The 17,377-nt window shown below is 41.7% G+C and carries 18 protein-coding genes; 5 read left to right on the top strand and 13 right to left on the bottom strand.

Translation table 11 applies throughout. The features are described from left to right. Nucleotides 1–33 precede the first annotated feature (33 nt). On the bottom strand, nt 34–393 hold the full coding sequence (locus tag BV372_RS29975; protein ID WP_086690403.1) for a hypothetical protein: 360 nt from the start codon (nt 391–393) through the stop codon (nt 34–36). A 4-nt stretch (nt 394–397) separates the two neighbouring features. Here BV372_RS29975 and BV372_RS29970 point away from each other — a divergent pair, with 4 nt between their 5' ends. Next, on the top strand, nt 398–757 hold the full coding sequence (locus BV372_RS29970) for a Uma2 family endonuclease (RefSeq protein ID WP_306299025.1): 360 nt from the start codon (nt 398–400) through the stop codon (nt 755–757). A gap of 258 nt (nt 758–1,015) precedes the next feature. Here BV372_RS29970 and BV372_RS29965 read toward each other — a convergent pair whose 3' ends face one another. The 9 genes from BV372_RS29965 to BV372_RS29930 form a co-directional block, all read right to left on the bottom strand. Beyond that, nucleotides 1,016–2,056 carry a 30S ribosomal protein S1 gene (locus BV372_RS29965; RefSeq protein ID WP_086690401.1) on the bottom strand — a complete coding sequence of 347 codons (1,041 nt, stop codon included), beginning with the start codon at nt 2,054–2,056 and terminating at the stop codon, nt 1,016–1,018. A gap of 458 nt (nt 2,057–2,514) precedes the next feature. After that, nucleotides 2,515–2,619 carry a photosystem II reaction center protein T gene (locus BV372_RS29960; RefSeq protein ID WP_071989499.1) on the bottom strand — a complete coding sequence of 35 codons (105 nt, stop codon included), beginning with the start codon at nt 2,617–2,619 and terminating at the stop codon, nt 2,515–2,517. A 322-nt stretch (nt 2,620–2,941) separates the two neighbouring features. Beyond that, a complete protein-coding gene (psbB, locus tag BV372_RS29955) occupies nt 2,942–4,471 on the bottom strand; it encodes a photosystem II chlorophyll-binding protein CP47 (RefSeq protein WP_086690399.1) in 1,530 nt (509 codons plus the stop codon). 527 nt (nt 4,472–4,998) lie between these two features. Next, on the bottom strand, nt 4,999–5,325 hold the full coding sequence (locus BV372_RS29950) for a hypothetical protein (RefSeq protein ID WP_086690397.1): 327 nt from the start codon (nt 5,323–5,325) through the stop codon (nt 4,999–5,001). A gap of 510 nt (nt 5,326–5,835) precedes the next feature. Further along, complete coding sequence (locus BV372_RS36770; RefSeq protein ID WP_179198280.1) at nt 5,836–5,973, bottom strand: hypothetical protein; 138 nt, start codon at nt 5,971–5,973, stop codon at nt 5,836–5,838. 108 nt (nt 5,974–6,081) lie between these two features. Continuing rightward, nucleotides 6,082–6,381 carry a hypothetical protein gene (locus BV372_RS29945; RefSeq protein WP_086690395.1) on the bottom strand — a complete coding sequence of 100 codons (300 nt, stop codon included), beginning with the start codon at nt 6,379–6,381 and terminating at the stop codon, nt 6,082–6,084. Continuing rightward, on the bottom strand, nt 6,353–6,529 hold the full coding sequence (locus BV372_RS29940; protein WP_218776787.1) for a hypothetical protein: 177 nt from the start codon (nt 6,527–6,529) through the stop codon (nt 6,353–6,355). Before BV372_RS29940 ends, BV372_RS29945 begins: the two co-directional genes overlap by 29 nt. Nucleotides 6,530–6,594: 65 nt before the next feature. Then, nucleotides 6,595–9,297 (bottom strand): helicase-related protein, encoded by a 2,703-nt coding sequence (locus BV372_RS29935; RefSeq protein WP_086690393.1) that lies wholly within the window; start codon nt 9,295–9,297, stop codon nt 6,595–6,597. 144 nt (nt 9,298–9,441) lie between these two features. After that, nucleotides 9,442–9,795: a hypothetical protein gene (locus BV372_RS29930; RefSeq protein ID WP_086690391.1), complete on the bottom strand. Its 354-nt coding sequence runs from the start codon at nt 9,793–9,795 to the stop codon at nt 9,442–9,444. A 15-nt stretch (nt 9,796–9,810) separates the two neighbouring features. On the opposite strand from BV372_RS29930, the gene BV372_RS29925 reads away from it, so the two are divergent. From BV372_RS29925 to BV372_RS29915, 3 genes are all read left to right on the top strand, one after another. Further along, the gene (locus tag BV372_RS29925) at nt 9,811–10,080 is read left to right on the top strand and encodes a hypothetical protein (RefSeq protein ID WP_086690389.1); all 270 of its coding nucleotides are present in this window, start codon (nt 9,811–9,813) and stop codon (nt 10,078–10,080) included. 391 nt (nt 10,081–10,471) lie between these two features. Then, nucleotides 10,472–10,741: a hypothetical protein gene (locus tag BV372_RS36765; RefSeq protein ID WP_179198278.1), complete on the top strand. Its 270-nt coding sequence runs from the start codon at nt 10,472–10,474 to the stop codon at nt 10,739–10,741. A 99-nt stretch (nt 10,742–10,840) separates the two neighbouring features. After that, on the top strand, nt 10,841–12,073 hold the full coding sequence (locus BV372_RS29915; protein WP_306299024.1) for a peptidoglycan-binding protein: 1,233 nt from the start codon (nt 10,841–10,843) through the stop codon (nt 12,071–12,073). An 8-nt stretch (nt 12,074–12,081) separates the two neighbouring features. Here BV372_RS29915 and BV372_RS29910 read toward each other — a convergent pair whose 3' ends face one another. Then, complete coding sequence (locus BV372_RS29910) at nt 12,082–12,534, bottom strand: DUF2141 domain-containing protein (RefSeq protein WP_086690385.1); 453 nt, start codon at nt 12,532–12,534, stop codon at nt 12,082–12,084. 99 nt (nt 12,535–12,633) lie between these two features. Between BV372_RS29910 and BV372_RS29905 the strand changes: the two genes are divergently transcribed. Continuing rightward, nucleotides 12,634–13,542 (top strand): LD-carboxypeptidase, encoded by a 909-nt coding sequence (locus tag BV372_RS29905; RefSeq protein ID WP_086690383.1) that lies wholly within the window; start codon nt 12,634–12,636, stop codon nt 13,540–13,542. A 1,578-nt stretch (nt 13,543–15,120) separates the two neighbouring features. On the opposite strand, the gene BV372_RS29895 is transcribed toward BV372_RS29905, so the two are convergent. Further along, nucleotides 15,121–16,050 (bottom strand): hypothetical protein, encoded by a 930-nt coding sequence (locus BV372_RS29895; RefSeq protein ID WP_086690379.1) that lies wholly within the window; start codon nt 16,048–16,050, stop codon nt 15,121–15,123. A 248-nt stretch (nt 16,051–16,298) separates the two neighbouring features. Beyond that, nucleotides 16,299–17,369: a WD40 repeat domain-containing protein gene (locus BV372_RS29890; RefSeq protein WP_086690377.1), complete on the bottom strand. Its 1,071-nt coding sequence runs from the start codon at nt 17,367–17,369 to the stop codon at nt 16,299–16,301. Nucleotides 17,370–17,377: the final 8 nt, after the last annotated feature.

Below are 17,377 nucleotides of genomic sequence, written 5' to 3'. Positions count from 1 at the left end.
GGGGTAGGGGGGATCTAAATGTGCTTAAAAACACTACAAACCACTTTTCAAACAACCTCTTAGATATTTATCAAACTCAGTATCATTTCCTGGAAAATTCTTTGTATATCTCACATTTAGGAGTTTAATTGCTTCTGTTATATCTGTAGTAGAGAATGCTTTTTCTGTCACCATAATTGCAAGATGAACCATGTATCTATTCCCAGTTTTGTTACCTGGAACTGCAATAGTGCCTTTATTAGCCAATATGCCTGAATAACAGAGAATATTTAAGGCCAAACTAAGATGAGGTGACGTATCACGTCCGACAGTAAAGAATGCAGATTGATCATTATTTTTTTTCTGATTATAGTTTTTATTTCTAAGTTCTCGAATAAGATAACTTCTTAACAAATTAATTCCTAACTTTACAGGACGTTCAATTATTCCAGATGCTACCGTGTTTCTCTGGGATAGAATTCCCTTTGAAGCAGATGGTGAAGTACCCAACACCTTTGAAATTTTCCCTGATTGGACTGTAGAAATCCTTTCACCTGAGCAAAAAGCTACTAAAGTCATTAGCAATATTTTGCACTGCCTCAAGTATGGTACTCAACTAGGATGGTTAATTGACCCAGATGAGCGATTAATTTTAGCATTTATTCCTGGGCAGGAACCTTTAGAGTTAACAGGTACTGAATCTCTACCAATCCCAAATTTATTAACACTTGATTTGACGGTTGAGCAAGTTTTTGGTTGGCTGAAAGTTATTTATTAAATTTGATTCTTTGCATCTTTGCCAGCCAAAGTAAAGGAGGTAATTACAACATCGTGCTGGAGATAGGCGGCTTTAAAATCAGCAGGATTTCGCAGGCGATCGCTACCTGATGCAACATAGTTTTTAAATGAGGCGCAAACTTGGTCATTTCTTTCTGGTAATTACCTAAATAATTGCTATGGATAGCATAAAAAAAGAGGGAAAATCCCCCTTTTTCAAAAACTTTCATGTTTTTAATTACAGACAAATACCAGTGTATTACTCTTCAATAGCTACTGGGATATCTTCTTCAATAGCCGCTGGGATGTCTTCTTCAATAGCCGCTGGGATGTCTTCTTCCATAGCTGCTGGGATGTCTTCTTCAACTACAGCTTCAGCGGCAACGGCAGTAGCACCTTGTTGTTTAGCTAGCATTTGTTCCCGATACTTAGCTGCCATTTCTTCTGCCTTATCATAAACCAAATCGCGGTTTTTAATCATGTCACCTGGTTCAGGTTCCAGCTGTTTGGTTGACAAGGAGATCCGACCTCTTTCTGCATCCAGGTCAATGATCATAACTTTCACTTCATCATTGACATTGAACACGCTGTGAGGTGTATCAATATGCTCGTGAGAAATTTCAGAGATGTGCAATAGACCGCTAACGCCACCGATATCAATGAAGGCACCATAGGGTTTGATACCGCGCACTGTACCAATCACCACTTCACCAACTTCGAGGCGGTTCATCTTCCGTTCAACTAACGCCCGACGATGAGATAGAACTAAGCGATTGCGTTCTTCGTCTACTTCGAGGAATTTCAATGGTAGTTCTTCGCCTACCAATTCTTCTTTAGGTTTGCGAGTACTGATGTGGGAACCGGGGATAAAGCCGCGCAATCCCTCAATCCGCACTAATGCACCACCACGGTTAGTGGCAAACACACCCGAACGCACAGTGGCATCTTCAGCTTGCAGCTGGCGCACACGCTCCCAAGCCCGCATATATTCAATCCGACGAATTGAAAGGGTCAGCTGACCATCTTCGTTTTCGTCAGTAAGAATGAAAAATTCGCGCGTTTCGTTAGATTGTAATACTTCTTCCGGGGCATCGACCCGGTTTATAGACATTTCTTGTATAGGTATATATGCTGCGGTTTTCGCACCTATGTCAATCAGAGCGCCGCGCGGCTCTATACTGAAAACTGTTCCTGGTACAATATCGCCAGGGCTAAAGTGATAATCGTACTTATCAAGTAGAGCAGCGAAATCTTCGTGAGTAAATCCAATTTCTGTAGCGGTTAAATTCTGATTGACCATGCTAATTTGTTCCTGGTTCTAGTCTCCGTAATTTTTTGTCGCGAGTGCAATTATCAGGCAAGCGCTATCATGCCAGCCTAAACCTATTTCATCCTAGCGCAGAAAAGCTAGTAACAACACATATCAACTTCCAGATAGAAGATTATATCATAATGTCTAGTGACAAGTCATTTATCAGAAGTTGCTCTTTAGCGCCAAGGGTTTCAACCTTAAGATTCATAATTTGTTATCAAATTACTCATAATTAAAGTATTTGACCCAGCTTCTAGCTTACACCAAAGTCTTCCCTGATTCTTTAGTATGGTTAGGATTTATCACTAATAAAAGTGATTGAAGTTAGTGTAATTTTTGACTAGCAAATTAACTCAAGAGGAAGTAAACATAAATATCCGCTGTTACCAAAGAGATAGCAGCGGATATTTATGTTTATATTACCTTACACGTCTGCTAATAATGTTCTAATCATCTTTTTTCGCAATCCGGGGAGGCTCGCGAAATGCGATCGCAAAGAAGAGAACTCCTATACACAGGGTGAAAATTAAGATGTACGCAACGCTTTCCATATCAATAGTTCCTGCCTATCCAGCCAGTAATTAAAGTTTTGAGTACTGAGGAGCCAGTGCCTTGGGGAGGACAGTTGCGTGGTGAGGCAATGCGGTCTTGGGGGTTCGCCCCCAATCCCCAGAGGGGACCCCGAGTCCCCCATGAGCAATTGCCGAAAGGGTTACCCGACTTGAGGAGCCACTGCGTTGGACGGGTTTCCCGGCTTAAAGCAAGTGGCGTCAAACTGTCCGTTGAGGTTCCCTCCGTTGTAGCATCTGGCGTTTCTGAGTGCTGAGTCAGAGCTTTAACTCAGAACTCGTTACTCATAACTCAGCACTGAAGTTAGAGAGCTTCCTTACGGCGGGTTGACTTGTCACCCACTTTCTGGAATAGACCCCACTCAACTTGCTCTTCTAGATCCGCTTCCACACCAGCAAATACATCTCGGTATATTGTCCGAGAACCATGCCAGAGGTGACCAAAGAAGAATAGCAGAGCAAATACAGCGTGTCCAAAGGTAAACCAACCTCTGGGGCTAGTGCGGAATACACCGTCAGAGTTCAAGGTTTCCCGGTCAAATTCAAATATTTCACCGCCTTGAGCCTTACGGGCGTATTTCTTCACTTCGGCTGGATCTGTAAAGGTTTGCCCATTCAGATCGCCACCGTAGAAACTAACAGTAACACCAGATTGTTCAAAGCTATATTTGGATTCTGCCCGACGGAAAGGAATGTCAGCGCGGATGATACCATCTGCGTCGGTCAAGAGAACTGGGAAGGTTTCAAAGAAGTTGGGCAGACGGCGCACGGTCAATTCTCTGCCTTCAGCATCCTTGAATACTGCGTGACCTTGCCAAGACTGGGCAATACCGTCACCTTTATCCATTGGACCTGTACGGAATAAACCGCCTTTGGCAGGGCTGTTGCCAACGTAATCGTAAAAGGCAAGTTTTTCAGGAATCTGTGACCAAGCTTCCGATAGGCTTGCACCATTGGCAACGCTGTTTTGCACGCGGCGCTCAATTTCTTGATGGAAGTAACCTTGATCCCATTGATAACGGGTAGGACCAAACAGTTCAATTGGAGTGGTAGCGTTACCGTACCACATAGTACCAGCGACCACGAAGGCAGCAAAGAACACCGCAGCAATACTGCTAGAAAGTACAGTTTCAATGTTCCCCATCCGCAAAGCTTTGTAGAGCCGTTCGGGTGGTCTGACTGTTAAGTGGAATAAGCCTGCAATAATGCCGACGATCCCAGCCGCTATGTGGTGAGCAACAACGCCACCAGGATTAAAGGGGTTAAAGCCATCTGGTCCCCATTCTGGTGCTACTGGCTGGACGCTACCTGTGACTCCAAAGGCATCAGAAACCCACATTCCCGGGCCAAATAGTCCAGTCAAGTGAAAAGCGCCGAAGCCAAAGCAGAGTAGACCAGATAAAAACAAGTGAATGCCAAACATCTTTGGCAAGTCTAGAGCAGGTTCACCAGTGCGGGGATCTCTAAAGAGTTCCAAATCCCAGTAAACCCAATGCCAGACGGCAGCTAAAAACAACAGACCGGAAAGGACAATATGAGCAGCAGCAACGCCTTCAAATGACCAGAAACCAGGATCTGTTGCAGGTCCACCAGTAACGCTCCAACCACCCCAAGATTGAGTGACGCCCAAACGTGACATGAAGGGTAACACGAACATCCCTTGACGCCACATTGGGTTGAGAACTGGATCGCTGGGGTCATAAACAGCTAGTTCGTATAGTGCCATCGAACCAGCCCAGCCTGCCACAAGAGCTGTGTGCATCAAGTGTACAGAAATCAGCCGTCCTGGATCGTTCAGAACGACTGTATGTACTCGGTACCAGGGTAGTCCCATCGACTACGCTCCTCCTCGATGAGTTAGTTTACAAAGCAATTTTCTTACGGAAGTTATGCGCGGCAGAAATCACCGCTGGGACTTCTCTCAGTTTTTTTGTTATTGCCAGGGTCTTTTTTACCACAGCTTAGTCTTATAAGTCAGACAGCGTGGGCGCTCTGGCAATGCTGACACGCTAAGCGGTCTTTACCCATAGGGTAGCGATCGCTCTAAATATTGAACTACCTTAGAGTTCTCTTACGAAAAACTTTGCCTTTCTAAGGAGTAAGTAAACACCTTAAGAGGCTTTTAGGTAGTCAAGCGTGCTAGGCAATTGCCAAGCAAAAATGAGAATATTTTAAAAAGTGTAACTATTGATGGAATTGTTTGCAAGCGTGTAAATAGATGCGATCGCGTAGCATCTATGATATTTTTCGCTACCAATCCCTCTCATACATCCAGTTTGCGTATTCTTATGGGAAATTGGGAGGTGAGGAGGATGAGGCGGATTCTTCCGCTGCACCCCTGCACCCCTGCACCCTGCTTCCCTACTGCGCCACCGATTGAATGTTTTGCAGCTGACACTTGGCCTCGGCTGTACCCAGGCGTTCTATTACCTGTTCGGCTGTCATCAAACGCTTCAGCACTACTTGACCAATTGTATTAGTTGCCAGTGCTGGTGTTGTTGGCTTCACTTCTACGGTTAAAACGGCCTCTTCAACTCGATAAAGCCACAACAATTCGTTATTTTCCATCAGACAAATATTCAGACGCTGAATATCTGGTTGGCGTCGCCATGCGGTGATCTGCCAGAGTCCATCAGATGCCCAGACTCTAGATACTGTCCATCCTTCAGATAGGAAAAAATACTTCACGTTCTTAGTCTCACTATTTAGACTATCAATCTGCTGTTTACAATATCGCGATCGTCTCAAGCGCTGATGTATATCCCTTGATATATTGTCAGCAAAGCTAGGCAGCAAATAATAAATTTTTGATTTAAACAACTTGGGCTTTGGTCAAAGCTAAAGCAACGCAAATATTTTTATTACTTATAAAATTTACGACAAAATAAGCTATTGTTGAGGATTTTCATAAATATAAAACTTTTTTCTATCTAAAAATTTCATCTCAAAGTATGTAATTTTATAAAATTTCTGTAATAAATATTCATATTTTCTGTGACAACAACCGATAGTTGACCAAGACATTATCCAAAATCCTGATTTTTTAATCAGTATAATTGCCATAAAAATTCTAGTAGTAAGCATTAATTAACCAAAAGTAGAAAAAACAAATAATAGCCTTATCTTAAGTAATAATTTATCGTTAGTTAGAAACGAACAGTATTCATTATGTGTTAATTAAGGCAAACAAATAAGGCATTAGCATTGGATAGGCGCACCAGTTACATTGCTGCTAAACTGTAACATCGATTCGCTAGCACCAAAATGTGCTGCAATTTGAGGTAACAGCATCTTTCGTTGTGCCGCCCTTCGTAAACCACCTTTAGGAGTTTGCAAATATCCTCCAGAAAAGTTGCTCTATCCTCATTGTTTTGTTAACGTTTCGGTTGCCCGGTTACGGGATCAAAGCCAACAGGTTGATGATTAAGTAGCAGATGAGCTATCTCATGCATCAAAATTAGATTCCCGCCGTGTAGGTACATGACGTGGGTTACATACAATCCAGAGTAGGCTATAGCCTATAATCGCTGCTGACCATTCATCGCTAGCTAGAAATAATGTAATTTGCTGTGCCTCTGAACTTGGAACTCGATCGGGTGTTAGAAGTATTGCTCCTAACTTGGTTGCTAGAGTGACTAGGGGTAATGGTTCAAATGCTCGCACTCGAAGCAAGCTTCGTTGTTCAGTTGCGATCGCCTCACAGCGTTGTCTAAATTCAGGCGATTGACTTTGAATTAATGACATATCTTGAGGAATCTTGCTTCAATTCGCCGTCATTTTGAGACAGATCGCGATACGCTGCTTTGACTAGGAATGCTAAAGCATTGGCGATCGCAGGATCAAGGTTTTTGTCAGCGCGTAGTTGAATGGCGATCTCTTCAGGTGTATGCAATTGATCCGCTTCTGTAATTCTGAATAACTCAGCAGCTAGCACTTATAGCCAGTAGATATAACGTACTAATATCTAGCTAAACTTTCAACATCATCAGTTTGATGTGCTGGTTTGAGATACATTGCACATTCTCTAACAACATCATCTAAATTAGCATTATTTTGTTTAGACCACTCTTTTATGCAAGCATAGCTAAGTTCTTCAATTTCATCAGCATTAACGAGGGCTAGTTCAGTATCTTCCTCACATTCAAGCAAATCAAGTAATTGATCACGTGATATGTTCCGCAAGCTTTTTGACTTAGGTTCATAAACAGCCCATTTGTATTCATCTTCGTGTTTAAACAAGACGTACATCAAAATTGTTCGTCCTGAGTAAATTTTTGCACTAATAATATCGTCACGAATCTTTCGGGCATAGTCGCGGTTATTATACAGCTTAGATGCATGGTGATAATATAGTGATATATTGTCATCAACTAAAGCTTCTAAATCAAGTACACCTGATTGAATTGTTACTTTGGACGCATTCTTGAAAAAATTAACTTCTTCTTTTTCATTTATAGATAGAACAGGAAGTTCCATAATTTCTTGAGATTGACTGTGGCGATTTGCCAGGTTGCTGTAACGTTTTGCAATGCCTAAATCGCGTAAAGCATCACTTTCTAGCGGTGGAACAAAAGTGTAAAGTTCCACAGTACGCGGTTCAATCCAGGGTCTGAGAACACGGCCTGCTCTCTGTGTAGGTTCAATAGCTGTCCAAGCTAAATCGTAATTAATAACGACAGGTGCATCTTGTAGATTAATGCCAACACCATGAGCATCGGTTGAAATAAAAATTTCGTAAGTTTCTTTGTACTTTCCTTCGGCTCGGTTTGCCACTGGAGCAAACTTTTTAATTGCCTGAAAAATCTCTCGTTCGCTTCTATGAAAATATTGACCTTTTGCTTGCTTAATTGTGCCAAATACTCGCAAATTGGGAAATAAAGTATTAATGGCTTCAACTAGATAAGCTACTGTTGCACGACGCTCACAAAAAATAATAACTTTTTTACTATTAAAGTGAGCTTCTTGGAGAAAGTTACATAGAGATGTAAGCTTATGATCATCACTAAACTGCATTTGGTTTAATCGAATTAGGAGAGGCCCTAATATTTCACGGCGCTGACATTGAGACATTTCAAACCCAAATTCGTATGACAAGTTTCGCTTGCCTGGGGTATTAATAACCTTTTTAATAATTTCGCGAAGTGCCCACGGCGAACTGACCCAAGCAACTTCTGCTTGCGTTTTTATAAACTTGCGTGACGCTGGAGGATCATTGACGGTAAAGCAACCATCCTTAAAAACTTGAGATATTTCACTTTCCATGAATAAATGGAAATTAACTCGATATAACTTGACCAGCGGAATATATCGTTTTTGCTGTCCAAACTCAATAGATATGCCAGTCTCTAGCTTCTGTCCATACTGTTGTGCAACATATGGTGTAGTTAATTGAGACACAACAGGCAAGTTAATAAATCCTTTTATACTATCGGTATGCCAATTGAAACTTTTCTTATTTTGTTTAGGCGACAAAGTTGGAATTTCCGCAGTATGAGGTAAAAGCAGAAGTTGGTGATTGAGATTCCTAATATCTTTAGAGTAAGGTGAGCCAGTGAGAAGTAAGACTTTACAACCGCTTTTTTCAATTCGGGAAATTAATCTTTGGAATGATCGCCTTCTAGGTCCTTCTGCACTATCATGGCAATTTCTAAATAGATGGCATTCATCAATAATAATGAGCCATTGCTTATTTATTTTTTCTTCGATTTCGAGAAAGCATTCGAGATTATAATCATAACTTGGATCTTCTTTATCTAAAGCTTGACAGCCGATATAGGTCTGAGGGATACCTGCATCAATAAATTCAGACTGCCACTGCCTTTTTACTAATTTTGGCCCAATAATCAATACATGTAGAATTTCATCTGCTCTAAAAAGTTTCAAAGCGATGTGAGTAGCAACAACGGTTTTTCCAAGGCCTGTTGAGGCAACCAACATAACTCCGCTGTGATCGCTTATTTTTTGTAAAGCTTCAGCAATCATTGCTCTTTGATAATTCGTTGGCGGAGTATATCTTTGATCAATTTCTATATCCTCAAAAGCAAGCAAGGTTTTGAGGTAAATATCCCACGGAGAAGCAAGTTTCAACCAATCTTCGAGAGTTTTAAGTAGTCTCTGAGTTAAATCTACTGCTTCGGCAAAATATCCATCAAATTCCTTGACAAGTTTTACAACTTCCTCATGCTGAGTCGGTAGATCACCAACTTCAACCTGTTTCATGAAGCCATGTTTAGTTAAATTTGCTGAAGTTACAATGGCAACCTCACAGTCAACCAAGTAAAGTTTTGCATGATGTTTCATAGCACGTGCATCTACGAGCCGAAATTCACCGCTCCGAATTTTCTCAACTAGATCCACTACAGCTTGACGGCGATTACCTGCTGATGATCCTGTTGCTAAATCTTTCTTGATTTCTTGGATTAAAAGGCGCTGTGCGTGTTTTTCGTCTTGTCTTTGAGTTTGTTCGTTAATTCCAACCAACAGATCAACATATCTTCCTTTGACAACATCTCGAATCAGATCCCAGCCGTTTACAGTAAACCAACCAGATGCAATACGAATTTTTGATTGACACGTTGGGAAGTAGTATTGGATCTGTTCATAGATTGTCTTGGAAGCAAACCAAGACCTTGGTGGAGCATTGGTGATAACTTGGCGCATACAATTAAGATGGCTTGGATTGAAGTCAGATTAGGTAATAATACTTTTAATCTATGAATAATAATACATTTGAACTATCTTTGTTCAAAATGTAATTTTTCGCGGTCACAGTGGCTCTAATTTGCGGGCTATTTCTGCAAAGTCCTAGTTGTGAGATTCTCCTGTTTCCACATTGGTAATCCGCAGGGTGTTTTGATGCCAGAACAGGGGGCGAGAGATGCGATCCCTCAAAGTAATTTCAAATTTCTTCCCCAATTCAACTAAAAGAACAAACCCCTCCGGATTTCTGGTAAACCTGAACGCCAAAAAATGGGCTTGTTTCAGGAAATAGCGTGATCGCTCGTTGGCAGTAACGGTACAGATCATTTGGGGCGAGAACTTCGAGAGTTGAAACATCTTGGCGATAATGATGCTAATAATCACTGGAGGGATCGCGATCGCCTTCTGTTGCTGGTTAACTCCTAAGATCAAGCCCGTTGGGCAGCAAACGAAATTCATAACTGCTGGTCAAGTATGCAGGATGTTGTTTATCACTTAGTACCTGACAGTTTGGATGATCAGCCAGGAGAACTCGTCAGACAACCAGAGAAAGGTGTGCTAAACCGTGCAGATATTGAGACTTTTGGGCAAATCAAAGCCAAGATTCTAGTTGCTCCGATGAATGCGATCAGGCGTGGGTTCAATATTTTGAATATTCATGGTAAAGCCGCGTTTGGTGCTGTGTATTTCCTTACTCGTCCCATCCACACCCCCATGATACACAAGCGATCGCCCAAGAAATGAACCCGTCGCGCTTTAGACTAGGCGGGTAAAGCAGACTTTCAAGCATGGCAACCAGGAGAGGGAATTTTACAACGTGCGGAAAAGGTGCACCAACTGACGGCTAGTTACTGGCGATCTGTTGAACTGCATTCTTATTAACTCTAGTTGCGGCGCTTTACTGTTGAGCATTGGTATCGTTTTTTGAAGCAACGCTTACGCTGGACATTACCCAAGCTCAGTACCCCTAAGCAATCAATGTGAGCGTTGAAGTGAGTTGATACCAATGATGACTTGGGAATTGTGGTTAGCGCGTGATATCGTTGCGGATAACCCAATACCAAGGGCAAAAGTCATTAGACAATAATCACCGCTAGAATGCCTGCCCAGGCGATGGGCACCATTTTAGCGGTGATTGGTACTCCTTCCTGCCTGTCCGCCTCAACCTCGTGGAAAGTCTCTAGGCTGGAAGACCGGACAACCACGACAACGTATAACTCTCTATCCCACAGTCAAAAAAACTACAACTAAACCCCGCAAAGAACAACCAGAATCTACTGAGGATTTTCGATTTTCATGCCTGAAGCTTGTTTCTTTTCAACTCAGCTTTGCTGGGTCGTTTTTTGTTGCTTGGTCTAAACTCCAGCAAGATGCGATCGCAATTTTTTCTCAGAATAAAAGTTAACTTTTAGACAAGTTAAAGTTATCGTGGTATCGAATAATTCAAAAATACCTGTTGCTCAAAACTAGTAATATGAGGCTATGCCACTCCTCAATCCCTATCTTGGCCTGTTTTATATACCTGGGTTTATACCAGAGTCCCGCGAAATCCGCGATACCTGATTCCAAGCCGAGTATCTTCATACTGGCACAAGCCAATACAACTAAAGTTGTCCAGCCGACTACTCTTAGACCCGGTAGTACAGGAGCGGATGTACAAACTCTGCAAACCCAATTAAAACAGTTGGGATATTACAATGGTGTGGTAGATGGGCAGTACAAAGAAACTACACAAGTTGCTGTATCGCAATTTCAAAAAGCCCAGGGTTTGCTAGCAGACGGTATTGTTGGCAGCACGACGCAGGAAAGTCTGCTTGCAGCGATTGCTGCGAAAAAACCATTTACTCCTTCTGTTGTACCTACTTCCAAACCTAGTACTCAAAACAAGCCAAGCAAGCCAGGTTTGATTTGGTGGTCACTATTAGGACTAGGGATTTTAGGAAGTATTGGCGCGGTTATTTACTGTATGAGATGGTTTGGTCAGGTCAAGCGATCGCAACATTCAGAAAATTTAGATAGTGAAATTAAGACTGAAGCTGACAAAGACGCAATGGCACCACCATCAGCAGAGTCTAACGCCAGCTCAGATGGAAGCAATTCCTCGGCAGCCACAGCATCTGTTACCCCAAAATTGTTGCCTCCAGCACAAACTTCCCGTCTGGCCAAAGTCAATATAGTTGACGAATTGATTAAAGACTTATACACTTCCGATCCCGCAAAACGACACAAGGCTATTTGGGATTTAGGTCAACAAGGAGACTCACGGGCAATTCAGCCCTTAGTAGACCTAATGATGAATGCAGATTCTCAAGAACACAGCTTAATCTTGGCAGCTTTAGGCGAAATCAGCATCCGCACACTAAAACCAATGAACCGTGCTTTAGCAATCTCCATCCAAAATGAAAATCCACAAGTACGGCAAAATGCCATTCGTGACCTAACTCGCGTTTACGATATGATGTCCCAAATTAGCCAAATGTTACGACATGCACTGGAAGACCCAGATCCAGAAGTGCAGTCAACAGCAAGATATGCTCTCAATCAGATTCATCGCATCCGTGTAGTATCAGAGCCAGAGAGCCTGCCAGAACGCCAGCCCAAAGATAAAAAAGGGCAAGGTGCGGGGGGGATGAGTCAGACAAGGGATCAGGGGGGACAAGGCAGTGTGGGGAGTGTGGGAGAGGATGGGGAGAAATGCGATAAGAGAGACAAGGGAGAAATAACCAATGACAAATGACTATTGACTCAGAAATATTTTAAATGTATTTGAATGCTGGTATTTGGGCCTGCCAATACAATTGCTGCATCGCTAAATTTGGGAGCACTACTGTTAACTTCAGGATTTTTGGAAAATCCAAAGCCTTCGGTGGGCATCCCCAGGCTATTGCGATTGAGTTTGAGGTCTTCATTGCTATCGTGCATAGCAGCAACGGCATAACTACCTGCTGGCAAATTCTCAAAGTTAAGCTTTACAGGAATGTCGGTAATCTTGGTACACTGCCTTTGTAATACGCGATCGCGATTGTTAGGAAAACCTTGACTTTTGGCAAAGATGCTGGCGCAGACTTGCCCTTGTTTATTTTTAAATCCATCAATTTCTACGGTGAGGTTGCCGTTAAAATTTGCCTTGGCGCTCAAAGCCCATGCCAAATTTCCTACAAATGCTAGTAGCAGACTAACTCTCATTGCTTGGCGCATAAAATTTCCATTGAATAAAAAAAATAAACAAAAGGTCAATCCTTACATTACATTGTTAGCACCATAAAGGTAGTAATTTTTAGTACTAGTAGATAATTTATGCAATCTAAAATCTTACCTCCACCTCTCAAACCTGGCGATTTGCTGCGTGTAATTGCTCCTAGCGGTGCTTTGCGAGAATTTGAAACCTTCTATCAAAGTATAGAAATTTGGCGATCGCGTGGCTACAAAGTAGAAGTTACCTCTTCGATTGCGGATAAATGGGGATATTTAGCAGGAAAAGATCGAGATCGTCGCGCTCAACTAGCTATGGCATGGGAAGATCCAGATTGTCGAGGTATCCTCTGCGCTAGAGGTGGTTTCGGTAGCACCCGCATCCTCGAAGATTGGCATTGGCAAACCGAATTATCTCCAATTCACAATCCCAAGTGGCTGATAGGTTTTTCGGATATCACTGCTCTGTTGTGGAGCCTATACAATGTAGGGATTTCTAGCGTTCACGGCCCTGTATTAACGACACTTGCCAATGAACCAGACTGGTCACGTGAGCGATTATTTAATTGGGTTGAAGGCCATTACCTTGAGCCTCTTAAAGGTAATGGTTGGGGGGGCGGTGTAGCTACTGGAATTTTACTCCCAGGTAATCTTACGGTGGCAACTCATCTTTTAGGTACACCATTCAAACCAGATTTTGCTGGTGTAATTTTGGCATTTGAGGATGTGTCAGAAGCACCGTACCGCATTGACAGAATGCTAACCCAATGGCGTTTAAGCGGTGCTTTGTCCAAAGTTCGAGGAATTGCTTTAGGGGGTTTTACTGGATGTGAAGCGCCACCAAACGTCCCTAGCTTTAGCGTCGAAGAAGTTTTGCGCGATCGCTTGGGTGATTTGGGTATTCCTGTAGTTGCTGGGTTACCTTTTGGTCACGATAGTTGTAATGCAGCTTTACCAGTGGGTGTAGAGGTAACTTTAGATGCAGAGCAGGGAATATTACAAATTACAAAATAAATCCAATTTAATCTAGAGGAGATGCTTGCTGAATGCAGACATCGAGTGAGAAAACTTGGGAGGTTTCCTGTTAATTGGCAGCATCCTTCCCAGGATACAAGTATCTCAGTAACTTATATACCAGATTTGCAGTCGCTACATTAATTTCAGTAAGGCTGTGATTGTCATTATTTTTTGAAACAACGAGTTTTTTCAGGTTTTATCCTAAAACTTGCTCTCAAATAGCTGGCTCTATGATGGCGATGGAGATCAAGAAAAGCATAGCGCTCTGCACCTGGAAAATTTTTAGTTAACGGAAACAGCCTATCCCGGAACCAGAAGTAGTAGTATTACTTTCTACCATTTGTAATTTTTAATGCTAATGTAGTGAAAGTTGTCAGTGCTTCTACCCTCTAATGTTTCGGTTATTTGATACAAGTCAGTGGTGCCTTGATCATTGGCTTTACCTAAAGATTAGCAGTAACCACTTCAATTACTCCCTTATCCCCTTTCAGCATCGTGCTGACTAGGGGCTTTTTTCGTAGAGAAAACAGCGTGCGCCTGTGGCAAGTAAGCGAAAAGTTAGAACTTTTACCAAAAGCCAGATGACATATCTGAATCTTTTAAGTACAATTGTACTATAGGATCGCCTTTGGTTCACCTTCCCCACTTCCAACGTGGGGATTTTATTTTAAATAGTATTCTCAAATTGCACTCAACGCGGTAATTGCGCCGAAAGTTCACTAAATTACTGTTCTAGATTTTCTCTTCCGAAATCACGGTTGGTCAAGCGGTCCTTGGAACGTCTTAAAAAAACCTGTAATACTGTGGCGCTAGAGATTATGTTTGAGCGTAGTTTATTTTCCCTATGCTTAGTGTAAGCAAGCAGAATCAGCCTATAAAACTGTTTTATTACACTAATTACTGAACTTTAACTACTACTTGCGATAGATAAGGTCATTAAAACTTACTTTCTTTTGGTAGAGCAAATAATACTAGTATTAGGCAGATAATAATTTCTTGTGTAATACATCATCTTAGGGCTTGAGGTCACTCCAAAAACTCCTTGGAGTGGCATTTTCATTGATAGACAGGTTGCTAAATCAACTTTATAGTTTATTTAACTCTCTTAGATTTAGCAATAAGATTCTGTATGATACTAAACATTATCAAGATATAACTACCAAAAATAGCTATACTCAAAGTTGTAAATGTAGGTACTTTAAATTCTTTGACTAAAGCTTCGAGTATAATTGCTGCTGCAATACTAAAAATTAGACTAGCTATAAAAGCTATGAAGTTCTTAATCAAAGCATTTTCCTAAGAGCTTGAAGAGATGCAGACTTAATGTACTAATAAGAGATAAAGTTATATTAAGACTGTAATAGGCGTTACCTATTGAATTTGAAATAATTTTATTTATATTGGTTTTATATTTTTATATAAAATCTGCAACAGGTTTAACTTTTAAACTTGCTACAAATAGCAGATGAAAGATAAACCTAAAGTTAATGGCAAAATCATATCTTGTATAAACTAGCTGTCAGACACAAAATCAAACGTGATTTTTCAGTGGCGTAAACGCCACTGGATATTTTACTAAGCTGCTGCGCGAATTATTTCACTAATGGTTTTACCAACCAATTGATTATCCCAGTAACTGTTATGTGCTTCGCCACCCCACAATAATGGAACTAATTTTTGGCTAAAAGGACGGTTAAAGATGTTACCTTGCTCGGAAATAACATCTTGGATATCTACGTAGGTTGCGCTGTGATCTAAAAGCATCTGCTTCAGCCCTTCTAGTGGGTAGGCAATGGGATCGCCAGGATGAGCGAAATTACGCCAAGGAAGAGGCTTGTGTCTCAATGTATATAACTTTTCTAAAAAATTGCTGAGTTCAGGCGTAAGATCGTGGGTACTAACTCCGTTGACATTGCCACTGATATTCAGCAGACTGAACAGTGCTAATGGTGAACCCATCGTTTGGATACTAGCTATCGGAATTCCCGACTGAGGATTGGGATCGATACCAAAAAGGGTATTACGGAGTTGTTTAACACTTTCACGAACCTCAGCATCCAACATTAGGTCTTCCCAGCGACGAGCGAAGAGAATGTCAAATAAGATGACAGTACCCCAACTATGGGTAATTATATGTAGGCGATCGCTCGTGTTACCACCTTTTAGTACACCCAAAGCCTTATCTTTGAACCGTTGTACCACCTGTGTACCAACATGCCGACTCAAGTAAAGCGCTGCATCACCTACAAATTCAAGAATCTGCTCTGTCCGAAAATCTCTAAACCAAAAATCGTTCCACTTTGGTGATGCTTTTAATCCTGCTACTAATTCCCTTTGTGCTGCCAAATTCAGATCCCCCCAGAAAAAGAAAATTGGCGTCACAACTCTAGACTTATCGCTAATAGAGTCCCGAATGCGATTCAGCAAGATAGTGGATAACCTCTCAAATTCTTTTTGGTCATGAACTTTGACTCCGTGAACAAATAGAACGTAATCAGTAGGCATCTTAGTAACTCTCTAAATGACAACACATCTAGAATCCAACTTGTCAGCTAAATAATTCGGAAGCGATCGCAAATTATCACAAAACTAGCTTGAAAATTAGGCATGGGGTATTGATTATCATGTTTGGTTGTGGGATTTTCCCATGCTTAGCTGTCTGAAAAATCAAGTAGGAGGCAGAGATGCTCTGTTGTCTGCCTTGCCTCCCTTAAAATCTATACTTGTCAGATTACCCTAGGTTCCCACAATATCTAAGGCGAAACCCGCCAAACTTTAATCGACTTGTCGCCACTACCACTGATGAGAGTTTTACCATCTTTGCTCATGGCTAAAGCATAAATCCCACCCGCATGACCACTCAACTGATTCACTAATTTTGCTGTTTTTAAATCCCATAACTCGACTTTATGGGAATAACCACCAATAGCAAAAGTTTTGCCATCAGGACTAATAACAACGCTATTAATACTACCAATACCAATAGAGAAGTTGTGAATTAGTTTCCCTGTTTTCAGGTTCCACACCTTAACATTGTTTCCGTCAGTTTCTTGAAGTGACTGATGTGCGTCATTGTAACCGCCATTTATCAGGGTTTGTCCATCAGCACTGATGGCGAGAGACACAACACCAGATGCCTTTTGATTGGGAAATGTCGGATTTACGGGACGAGGCGGAATCAAGGTTCGCAGCAGTTTTCCTGTGCTGAGGTTCCATAATTGAATTCTGCCATCTTCAAGACCGCTAAACAGGGTTTTGCTATCAGGACTAATCACAATGGCTGTGGAAATTTTCCCAGGTTTTAAGCTACGAATTAATTGCCCAGTCTTCGGGTTCCATAGCTTTATTGTCTTGTCATAACTCGCAGATACCAAAGTTTTGCCATCGGGACTAAAGACAACTTTGGTTACCTGATTTGTATGTCCAGTCAGAGTGCGGATTAACTTTCCAGTTTTTGGTTCCCACAGCTTAATTGTCTTGTCAAAACTCGCGCTGGCTAATGCTTGTCCATCTGGGGTAATCGCAACAGAATGTACTCCTTCTGAGTTTCCCTTTAAAGTAGTGAGTAAAAGTCCATTTGTCGGGTTCCACACTTTGATTGTTTGATCGTCACCGCTACTGGCTAAAATTTGCCCATCAGCGCTGAGGGCTATGGTGCGAATTGGCGCTGTATGGCCAGATAAGGTAAGGATTAGCTGATTAAGTTGCTGAGTTTTGGGTGTAGGGTTAGCGGTGACGGGAGTTAAATCAATGGGGCTGACAACGGTAGATAATGTCAAAGTAGCTGCTGTGACGGCTTTCCAAATTAAGAGATGCGATTTCATTTGTGCTA

Source organism: Nostoc sp. T09 (assembly GCF_002154695.1).
Classification (GTDB): Bacteria; Cyanobacteriota; Cyanobacteriia; order Cyanobacteriales; family Nostocaceae; genus Aulosira.
This window is presented reverse-complemented; position numbering and strand designations above follow the sequence as displayed.

Bases quoted from the DNA above. Each gene is read 5' to 3' on its own strand.
- BV372_RS29965 (WP_086690401.1), bottom strand. From the start codon at position 2,056: ATGGTCAATCAGAATTTAACCGCTACAGAAATTGGATTTACTCACGAA.
- BV372_RS29925 (WP_086690389.1), top strand. From the start codon at position 9,811: ATGCAGGATGTTGTTTATCACTTAGTACCTGACAGTTTGGATGATCAG.
- BV372_RS29960 (WP_071989499.1), bottom strand. From the start codon at position 2,619: ATGGAAAGCGTTGCGTACATCTTAATTTTCACCCTGTGTATAGGAGTT.
- BV372_RS29890 (WP_086690377.1), bottom strand. From the start codon at position 17,369: ATGAAATCGCATCTCTTAATTTGGAAAGCCGTCACAGCAGCTACTTTG.
- BV372_RS29945 (WP_086690395.1), bottom strand. From the start codon at position 6,381: ATGTCATTAATTCAAAGTCAATCGCCTGAATTTAGACAACGCTGTGAG.
- BV372_RS29905 (WP_086690383.1), top strand. From the start codon at position 12,634: ATGCAATCTAAAATCTTACCTCCACCTCTCAAACCTGGCGATTTGCTG.
- BV372_RS29930 (WP_086690391.1), bottom strand. From the start codon at position 9,795: ATGAATTTCGTTTGCTGCCCAACGGGCTTGATCTTAGGAGTTAACCAG.
- BV372_RS29910 (WP_086690385.1), bottom strand. From the start codon at position 12,534: ATGCGCCAAGCAATGAGAGTTAGTCTGCTACTAGCATTTGTAGGAAAT.
- BV372_RS29895 (WP_086690379.1), bottom strand. From the start codon at position 16,050: ATGCCTACTGATTACGTTCTATTTGTTCACGGAGTCAAAGTTCATGAC.
- psbB (WP_086690399.1), bottom strand. From the start codon at position 4,471: ATGGGACTACCCTGGTACCGAGTACATACAGTCGTTCTGAACGATCCA.
- BV372_RS29935 (WP_086690393.1), bottom strand. From the start codon at position 9,297: ATGCGCCAAGTTATCACCAATGCTCCACCAAGGTCTTGGTTTGCTTCC.